The following is a 9712-nucleotide window of genomic DNA, read 5'->3' on the forward strand; positions in this document are numbered from 1 at the left end:
AAGGTTGACAGGTTCAGACTGTATGAACTATAATGAGTCTAAGTTCAGAGGTGCAGAAGTTAATAAGTTCAGAACAACAAAGAGAGGTGATGCCTGTGGCAACTGAATCTAAGCGGATTACATTTACAGTAACTCCGGATATGGTGCCGCTCATGGACAGAGCAAAACGGATGTTTTATGACCGCACACAGTCCGATATGATTCGGATCCTTATAGTTGCCGGATTAGAAAGTCAGAATAGCAAGGAGCATAGCGACGGCTCCAAAAAGCATTTTACAAAAAGATTACCTGATTTATTGGGAGAAGAGACGGCCAAGACATTCTAATTGAATTTCTATCACTTGCATGTGCATAATTACCAGTACCCCTTTTAGGAGAATTTTTAAAAGAATGGTAGTCATGCACAAAAAAATGAGAAATGTTGCAAACCTTTGCAATATTAAAAAATGAATTAATCTAGAGGAGGTGGCTGCAAAATAAACAAAATAGTTTGAATTATAATCTGGCTGCAATGCCGCTCTGAGCTTTTTGAAAAACAGAAATACTGAGCGAAATAATAATCTAATTTTAGGGGAATAAAACTATGAAAAAAGAAAACATAAAAAGGGCTTTTATAACGGTCGGGCTTATTGGTATCCTGGCAGCTTCGCCTGTTATGGCTGAGGTCAGTCGGTTATCAGTGCCTTCTGTGGGAGACACGGTGGAGATTGATGATTTACTTTTAAGGGTTCTGGCATTTCCGGAGCATGAACCTAACCGCTATACAAAATCCGGGGCTGGCAAATTTGCACCGGAGGAGTTGGAAAAAGGACTTTTGATTAAGGCTGATATGGCGCTTGGAGAGGGAAATCCAAACGGAATGATGGCCCCGGTTCATGACTCTTTTAAAGATATTTATGCGACAGTAGAAGAAGATCCGGAAGAAGGCACGGTAACCATTACTTTTAATGGAAATGTGTTAAAACTATATGAGGGATCTTCGACTGCGGTCTATAATGGGAACGAACTGGAGATACCGGATGGTTTAAGTCCTTATTTTTACCAGGTTCCAGAAGAAGTGAGGGAAGATGGGTCTCCATACTATGCCTGCTACGTGCCAGTGAAGTTTGTCTGCGAAACATTAGGGGGCCGTGTTACCTGGGATGACGATATGGACCGCCTTTTATGCAGTTTTGCAATTTTTGAGGTAGAAGCGGCAAAGGTTCCCAGTACAGGCGGCAGATTTTATACGAATGGAAATCTTATGAATATGGGCTATAACGAAACAGGAGTGAATTTTGGTAAGACACTCTTGAAATATAAAAAAGATGCAGTTACGGCGGGACTGTCTATCGTAGATCCGAGATACCAGAATAAAGACGGTGGATGGGCGAAGACAAATACTGGTTATAATCTTGTTGATCCCGAATTTGCAGAACTTATCCCTTATGGTCCCTCTTCAATTGATAATAATGCAACTATTCTGCAGATTATCTATCTGTCCCGCCTGATTCATACATATACGGAAATGCCGGAAGAATTTCAGGATATTCCGGATATTGAAGAAAAGATGACGACGATTGAAAAGGGTTTTTGGAAGGCGATCAAGTACGTTTTGGATGCGCAGACTGAAGAGGGGGGCTGGCGCCAATACTGGCCGTATTCCGTAGGATATTTTAAGGAAGTTACATATAATGACAATGCTATGGTCCAAATGATGAATATTCTTCTGGATATTGTAGAACCGGATGTGAGTGAGAGTGAGATAGGTAAATTCATGGCTCATGATATGGACTGGGCGAGGGAGCGGCTTCTTAAGGAGCCGGAGGCCGATGTTCTGAAGCAGGGAGATATGGTGATAACGTATGAGGCTATAAAAGAAGCATGGGATAAAGCGCTTTCCTATACGCTGGAGCATCAGATTGTAACTGATTATAAAGGGGAGGAGATGAAGACGGCCTGGTCTCTGCAGTACGATCCGGAAACGGGCGAACCTTCCGGAGGAAGAGCCTTCGAGCTTCCGGCTATTGGTACGACAGAGAGTCAGGTGATTGTACAGCTTCTTCAGAGAATTCCCAATCCGACACCGGAGATCTGTGAAGCAATTAACACATTTAATGAATGGGTTGAACTGCTGGGGGTTACGGGAATGCGTGACGTCGATGTGAAGGACCGCACACGGGAACTGGATAAGGACCGCCGTTTTATCATAGATAAGGAATCCCCATACAGAATGTACGGACGGTTCTACGGACTTGATACAACGGGGGAATATTACAGAGAGAATTATGGAATGACAGAGGAGTTGGAGGAAGAAGGATTCTATCCTGTTTACTCAGGGCGTGACCAGATTGCGCATCTGAATCATAATCTCACGCCGGTAGAGCGCAGGAGCGGTTATGGCTTTTTGAAAGCAGACTTTGGTAAATACGTTAAAAGTGATTATGCGGAATGGGAAGCATGGCTGAAGGAAAACGGCTGGTCAGTCAACGGACTTCCAATTGCGACTATGAGCAATGCTTTAAAGGCCACTCCCAGTGAGGCGGTACAGGGGGGGAAACCTGAAACAGCAACAAAGTCGGATGCAGATAAGGCCACAGGGTCAAATGCTGATAACATAACAGCAAAAAACATACCGGGATTGGGAGGTAGCAACAGATGAGAAGACAATTAAAAACAATCATAATCTATGCCGCAGTCACCGCGGTAACAGTGGCCGGAGTGATGACAGCTCAGGCGGCCAGTGTCTTAAAAAGGGCATCGGTCGTAATGGGGCAGGATGAGCTGGGGGATATCACTGTAAAAAGAATCTGGGTAGGCGGCGATGATCCAGTATTTTTGACTGAGGATTATGACAGAATCTGGTTAGATACAAATGTAAATGTTACAGCCAGTTCGGAGGTCAACTCTAAGGGGCAGATTACCGGTAAGGTAAAAACTCCCATGAAAGAAATATTCCGTTATCTGGGGGGGAATTATAAAGAAGACGGTGAACGTGTCATTCTGGAGCTGAACGGGGATACACTGGAAATGACTGTTGGTTCGCGGGATGTAGTATTCAACGGCACAAAGGTGGAGGGAGCTATTCCAGCGGGGCAGGAGCCGGAAAAGGTTGATGTTAAAAATGAAATGGGCGATTATAATACTTATCTGAAGAGCAGCTATAAAGTAGTTCGTCTTCCATTTAAAGAAGTTTTTACATACTTTCAAGCGGATATTGGAAACGACACGTACGTACAGTCCATATTTGCTATGGTCCCCGTAATGGAATCAAGGAACCATGCACCAAAGCTTGAATGGTCTGCTGATGGTTATGGAAACCGGTATGACACGTTAAAAGACGGAAGTATGGAGTACCTGGAGACAGCAGCAGCGAATCTGGCAGCGTTACAGAACAGCGATGGAGGATTTTATCCATTGCCTGATAATACTGAAATGGGCCAGGAAGATATGAAAGATAAGGTTGGAACGCTTGCAGGGGAATCTACCCTGGATCAGGGAGCTACAGTGTACGCACTGCGTTATCTGGCAGAATATGCGTCAAAGACAGGGGATCTTTCGTATATGGACAGCCTGAATAAAGGGATTAAGTACCTGACTGATAATCAGCATGTTACAGGTGGCTGGCAGATGAGCCCTACAGCGCCGGAAGGATATCGCGCAAATCTATATCTGGGGGAGGGCGGAACGATAGATGTGCTTACATTGCTGGCAGAACTGGCTAAGGGGGACGAGTTTGCTCCGCTGGAGATTGATAGAGATGGTATTAACTCAGCAATAGATAAGGGAACACGATTTATAACTGACACCCAACTGACCTATCATACAGGTCTTCAAACAAAAAACGGTGGCTGGGCCAGACAGTACAACAGCAGTCTGGATGTGACGATGGGACGCACCTATGAGCGGGAATGTATGGATACGGGCGTTACAGCCCGGGCGGCACGTTATTTGATGGGAATTACAAATCCGTCTGACGTAGTGGTAAAAGCCGTGGAGTCTTCTGTAAAATGGCTCGGGGATGTTAAGATCGAAGATCAGGAAACTGTTAAAATCTGGGATACGTCTGTTCAAAATGGATATGACATCTTTTTGACAGAAGGAGACGGAACCTGGCCCGTAAGCGTGGAATATCAGAATGGAAAGGCCAGGACAGTGCTGGCGGATGTTGATCCGAAAAGACCTAACCAGCCAAAGCTGAACGATGAAAACGCTAAAACGTCGGATAATTTAATCTTATATGCGACCAGAACCTCTGTGGATTATTATATTAATGATCTGGCAGATTCTCTGATTGATGATGAGTATCCGGAGTGGAAAGAAGGGCTGAACCAACCGGACAATCCAGATAATCCAGATAACCCGGACAACCCAAATAACCCGGACAACCCAGATAAACCCAATCATAATGGATCTTCCGGAAGTTCCTCCAGCAGTTCCAATGGGAAAATCAGCAGCGGCGGAACATGGCAGCTTACAGATAATGGCTGGCGTCTGTTGAAAACCAATGGTAGTTACGCAGCCGGTACCTGGGAACAGGTGAATGGAAAGTGGTATTATTTTAATCAGAATACGTATATGGCAACAGGCTGGTTGCTTATTGATCACACGTGGTACTATCTGCATGCGATAAATGGAGATATGCAGACGGGCTGGCTGATGGATAGCTCAGACGGATACTGGTACTATCTGGATCCTGTTTCGGGTGCGATGGCGACGGGCTGGAAGGATATCGGAGGTAAGCGGTATTACTTTAATCCAATGGCGTTCTCGCCCAGTGGCTGGATATGGAATGAGGAGAGTAAATCCTGGGAATTTGAGAAGAACTTGGGAATGCCGTCAGGTGCCATGTATTCCGGTACAGTAACCCCGGATGGAAGCCAGGTAGATGTCTCGGGAGCACAGATTTTTTAAACTGAATCAAAAGACAAAAAAGGTGTATTTATGAGCAAAAAGAGCTATGAAATTTTTCTGTTTTTTCTGATGGCTGCAATGCTTTCCGCATGTACTGAAAAAAGGAATCAGCCTGTGGAAAGCAGCAGTTCTATGCGGCAGTGGAAGAGTAATCAGGCAGAATTTTACGATAATAGGGTAACTGTTATTAACCGGCGCGGGTGTGATATGTACGCTCTCTATCTGTCTCCTTCATCGGAAGATGAGTGGAGTGATAATTTAATCGGTGAGTATGAGCTGCCTGATCACGGAGTGCTGGATGCAGACATTCCTGTGAGTGAAGATATCCTGCTTTGGGATATTCGTCTGGAAGACCGGGATCATGAACTGGTAGAAATATGCGGAAAAGATCTTTCAGAACTCACACAGGAGGAAATGGTAATGGAATTTGCCATCGAGGGAGGAGAAGATATCCTGTATATTTATAAGAGGGAGTGACAAAAGAAACAGCAGGCCATAGTTGCCTGCTGTTTCTAAATAAAATCCTTTAAAAAACTCCTCATAAGTCTCAGGCTCGGGCGTTTCGCTGCGGGCTTCCTGCAGCAGGCTGAATAGTTCCTCCCACAGCTTTTGACTCACCTCCACGTCGGAATAGTCCATTGTCGATATATAGTAGGACTCACTGCTCCCAACATCATCATCCCAGTGGAAGACTGTCTTAAATCCCACAAAAACCCGGTTGCCGTTTCTGTCCTCTGACTCGTAGCTATACATATCCTTGCTGGCGAGACAGGGATTGTGCCAGAATATTTGTCCGGCCCCCATATAGTAGCCGTAACTGCTGTAGACCGACAGAAACAGATAGACCTGGTCCTGATCCGGATCGTATTTCAACCCGTAGAGTCCCATATTCCGAACGATCAGTTCCGGCAGACCATCGCCGTCATAGTCCGTATAATAGTAGCTGGAGTCCTGTTTCAGTTCCTGTCTCAGAAACTCCTGATCACTTAGATATTCACTTCGAAGGATATTCTGATACGTATCTTCTTCGTAATCCAGAGACCGGTACGCCCTGCAAAGCACCGGTTTCTGGTTGGTTACAGCCTTGTAAAAGGCCTCCCTGTAGATTTTATCTGCCGCCGCGTCGTACAGAGAATCGTTGATCGGGAACTGCCTGACGTGAAAATCTATCGCACGGATCTGGTCGCTGGCTGCTTTAATAAGCGCCCTGGAATCGAGTAAATCGCCCAGATCCGGCTGGTTCTTCTTATACCAGGTGTTTTCATATTCTTCCCATCGCTCGAAATATTCCTGATCGTCCTCCTCGTGATCCTCATAGGGCCAGAAGCCGGCTTTCATGATATACATTCGTTCCATGCCGCTGTCCCATTTGAGAAGGGTATACGCGGCTCCCAGCCCATCGGAGCGCCCATAGAGATACGTATACTGGGCAGTCATAATTTCAAAGACACCGTCGCCGTCCGCGTCCACAGGCGTGAAAAGATAGAAATAAGGATCCGCACTCAGCCAATCCGTTTCATTGTTCTCCCTGCCCTCGTCGGTGAGATTCCCGTCCGCGTCAAAGTAGGGATTTCCTTCCAGGCCTTTGCGTGTGAAAGTAGTGTAAAAACCTGTAGAACCGTTTTGTACCGTATGGGTATATCCTTCCGACAGATGAAGAGTAAAATACGTATCAAAATAATTATCGCCATCCCACTCCGGACTGCCGAATATTTTGGTCGGACTGCCGTCGGATATCCGATAGATGTCACTCTCATAGGCGCCGGCCCCTCCGGTGATACTGATTAAATGATGCATCAGAAGCTCGTCCTGACCGTCTCCGTCAATATCCGCCAGATACCATTTATCGCCATAGGAGCCGTCACAGAGAACCGTACAGGAGGTGCTGCCATTTCCACTGATGACAAGGACAGGGATCCCATACAATGGGCTATTGCAAAACATGGCCCGGTAGCATATAAGCGTAAGTTCCGTTCCGTCTGCTGCGTGCACCGTTTCGGTCATCGCAGTTCTTATGTAAGGCACGGCAGAATGATCGTATCCCAGCGAATCCGCAGCCAGCGTCTTGAACTGATCGTAACCGGAGAGTTCTTCGGGGAATTCCTCCAGTGCTGCAGAATCTTCAAGCGAAAGGGGAAGAGACAGCGACGAAACCATTTTCAGGATCAGATGAAGGTCAGGGCAGATGACGATATAGCTTTCAGAGCCAGGACGTTTGTAATACTCGGCATCTGAGGGGATGTCCCATGTAAAACCGGAGGTCTTTAAGTCCTCCCACCAGCCCGGATCGACCTGCTCCGGCAGAATTTTCTTCATGTCCTTTGTCCAGAGGGAGAGATCGTCGGCTTCCACTGTGAAAGCCGCCCTGATATCGTAATCGGAAGGACCCGGGACTCTCCCTTTGGAATTATCCTGATAAACAATGTGATAGGCTGCATCGATCATCTCAGAGGGCATTTCCAGATATCTGGAGAGGAAGGCCAGCTTCTCGTCTCTGTCTTGAAAAACAGTGCTTCTCGTATCGGTGGTATAATTCTCTGGTAATTCCCCGGAATTCTCTGTATTCGGGAAAATGATCCTGACCTCAGGAGCGCCTCTCGTAGTCAGCTCCATCGCGCTTTCGTGGTCCACCGCTGTGACTCTTACAGACAGGGTGGTATTGCCCGGTATCTCCATTAAGGTATCCGGAAGTTCACGAAATGTTCCCTCCTCATCTTTCACATACAGGTGCTCTATATCAAATGTGAAATGTTTTTCTGACAGGAGAAGGTCATAAGTAATCTGAAACGTGACGCTTTGGGTCTTAGAAGAAGGGTTTTTAATGGAAAAGGATGCCTGGGCAGTATTTCGATTCCCATTGTCGCTGTCCGGCCAGATCATTCCGACCGGTTTGCTGTCGAGGACAACCGGACGGATGGGTTCTTTATGATTACCTGCTTTGTAATAAAGCAGCAGTAGAATGAGCAGAAACAGCGGGAGTAAAATCAGGATTAAGCGTTTTTTACGGACAGGCGGGCATCTATCGGGGAACCTGGGTTTTCGCGTGCGATCCTGTCTTTTGTTATCCTGCTCTTGCATGTGGCAGCTCCTCAGTCTTTCTCTTTAGAATATACGTTAAATGGTGAAGTTAGAATTTATTTGATATACTGCTTTGTATACTTCTATTGTAGCATACTTTTACTTTTTTGTATCCTCCGGAGGGCAGCATAAAGCCTGATGCGCGGAAATCGTGGCAAGCGTATCGCCCAGCTGTGAGAAAATAGACGCGATAAGCGCTATTTCATCGGCACTTTTTCCTTCGGCAATGTAGCAGGCCAGACTCGATATGGAGATTACTAATTCACAGGATTGCATATAGATCACCTCCTGACAGATTATGCGGTTCAGATCAGAAATAGAATGCAGAATCAGACTGGACGGGCCTTATTGCAGGCAAAAAATAACTCCCTGTGGAAATGGATCCTTCTATTACGATCCTTTTCCACAGGGAGTATCTTTATGGATTATGAATTAATAATTCTCAACTTTTCTTTCAAAATAAGCCTTCGGATGTGCACATGTCGGGCATACTTCAGGAGCTTCCGGTCCTTCGTGTACGTATCCGCAGTTACGGCATTTCCAGCCAAGAGGAGCGTCGCCCTTAAAGGTCTTATCGTTCTTTAAGCTGTCAAGAAGCTTTAAGTAACGTTTCTCATGAGCAGCTTCCACTTTTCCAACAAACTCAAATTTAATGGCTAACTCTTCGAAGCCTTCTTCTCTGGCTTCCTCAGCCATTCTCTTGTACATATCGGTCCACTCGTAGTTTTCACCTTCCGCTGCGTCTGCAAGGTTTTCTTCAACGCTGCCGATGCCATGGAATTCTTTGAACCACATTTTAGCGTGCTCTTTTTCCTGATCTGCTGTCTCTAAGTATAAAGCAGCCATCTGCTCGTAGCCAGCTTTTTTCGCTACAGAAGCATAATATGTATATTTATTTTTTGCCTGAGACTCGCCTGCGAAAGCGTCCATTAAGTTCTTTTCTGTTTTTGTTCCTGCATATTTAGACATGTGATAAACCCTCCTGATTATTTTTTCTTTGGTGTCAATGAACCCGACTGTTCAATGAGTGAATTCGTTCCCGATCCGGATCCCCCGGTGGAAAACCAGGGAACGGTATAATCAAGCTATGCCGTTCCCTGAAAATGGTGAAGTGAATATTTATGAATTAGCCAAAGTATCTGTCAAGCAGACCCTTGAATGCTTTGCCATGGCGAGCTTCGTCTCTTGCCATCTCATGTACGGTATCATGAATTGCATCAAGGTTTAACTCTTTAGCACGTTTTGCTAAGTCAACTTTACCTGCAGTAGCGCCGTTCTCAGCAGCAACTCTTAATTCAAGGTTCTTCTTTGTGCTTGCAGTTACACACTCGCCAAGTAATTCAGCGAATCTGGAAGCGTGATCAGCCTCTTCGTAAGCAGCCTGCTTGTAGTACATGCCAACTTCCGGATAGCCTTCTCTGAAAGCGACTCTGGACATAGCCAGGTACATACCAACTTCAGAACATTCACCCTCGAAGTTTGCTCTTAAATCTTTGATGATATCTTCACGAACGCCCTGAGCTACTCCTAATTCATGCTCAGCTGCCCATGACATATCCTCTTCCTGTAATTTGAACTTCTCAGCCGGTACCTTACATACTGGACAAAATTCCGGAGCAGTCTCTCCTTCGTGAACATAACCGCATACTGTACAAACCCATTTCTTCATAATTATAATCTCCTTTTCATTTTTATATATTTGATTTTATTGAACTTGTTTTGTTGTAATCAATAACAGTAA

At 45.5% G+C, this 9712-nt stretch carries 8 protein-coding genes; 4 read left to right on the forward strand and 4 right to left on the reverse strand.

The window, feature by feature from the left end:
• Nucleotides 1-95: 95 nt before the first annotated feature.
• The 4 genes from ACLTD4_RS22565 to ACLTD4_RS22580 all read left to right on the forward strand — a co-directional run bounded on the left by ACLTD4_RS22565 (nt 96) and on the right by ACLTD4_RS22580 (nt 5370).
• On the forward strand, nt 96-326 hold the full coding sequence (locus ACLTD4_RS22565) for a hypothetical protein (RefSeq protein WP_147335893.1): 231 nt from the start codon (nt 96-98) through the stop codon (nt 324-326).
• 257 nt (nt 327-583) lie between these two features.
• Nucleotides 584-2641 (forward strand): pectate lyase, encoded by a 2058-nt coding sequence (locus ACLTD4_RS22570; RefSeq protein WP_117621951.1) that lies wholly within the window; start codon nt 584-586, stop codon nt 2639-2641.
• On the forward strand, nt 2638-4893 hold the full coding sequence (locus ACLTD4_RS22575; RefSeq protein ID WP_117621952.1) for a pectate lyase: 2256 nt from the start codon (nt 2638-2640) through the stop codon (nt 4891-4893). The genes ACLTD4_RS22570 and ACLTD4_RS22575 overlap by 4 nt, the downstream gene beginning before the upstream one ends.
• 30 nt (nt 4894-4923) lie before the next feature.
• Nucleotides 4924-5370, forward strand: a complete 447-nt coding sequence (locus tag ACLTD4_RS22580) for a hypothetical protein (RefSeq protein ID WP_117621953.1) — start codon at nt 4924-4926, stop codon at nt 5368-5370.
• Here the strand turns inward: ACLTD4_RS22580 and ACLTD4_RS22585 are convergent.
• From ACLTD4_RS22585 to ACLTD4_RS22600, 4 genes are all read right to left on the reverse strand, one after another.
• Nucleotides 5287-7971 (reverse strand): PSP family protein, encoded by a 2685-nt coding sequence (locus tag ACLTD4_RS22585; protein ID WP_243008305.1) that lies wholly within the window; start codon nt 7969-7971, stop codon nt 5287-5289. The genes ACLTD4_RS22580 and ACLTD4_RS22585 overlap by 84 nt on opposite strands.
• Nucleotides 7972-8070: 99 nt before the next feature.
• The gene (locus tag ACLTD4_RS22590) at nt 8071-8247 is read right to left on the reverse strand and encodes a DUF6774 domain-containing protein (RefSeq protein ID WP_181988642.1); all 177 of its coding nucleotides are present in this window, start codon (nt 8245-8247) and stop codon (nt 8071-8073) included.
• A 156-nt stretch (nt 8248-8403) separates the two neighbouring features.
• The gene (gene rbr, locus ACLTD4_RS22595) at nt 8404-8940 is read right to left on the reverse strand and encodes a rubrerythrin (protein ID WP_117621954.1); all 537 of its coding nucleotides are present in this window, start codon (nt 8938-8940) and stop codon (nt 8404-8406) included.
• A 157-nt stretch (nt 8941-9097) separates the two neighbouring features.
• Nucleotides 9098-9640: an NADH peroxidase gene (locus ACLTD4_RS22600; protein WP_002605222.1), complete on the reverse strand. Its 543-nt coding sequence runs from the start codon at nt 9638-9640 to the stop codon at nt 9098-9100.
• Nucleotides 9641-9712: the final 72 nt, after the last annotated feature.

The organism is Hungatella sp. (assembly GCF_046966825.1).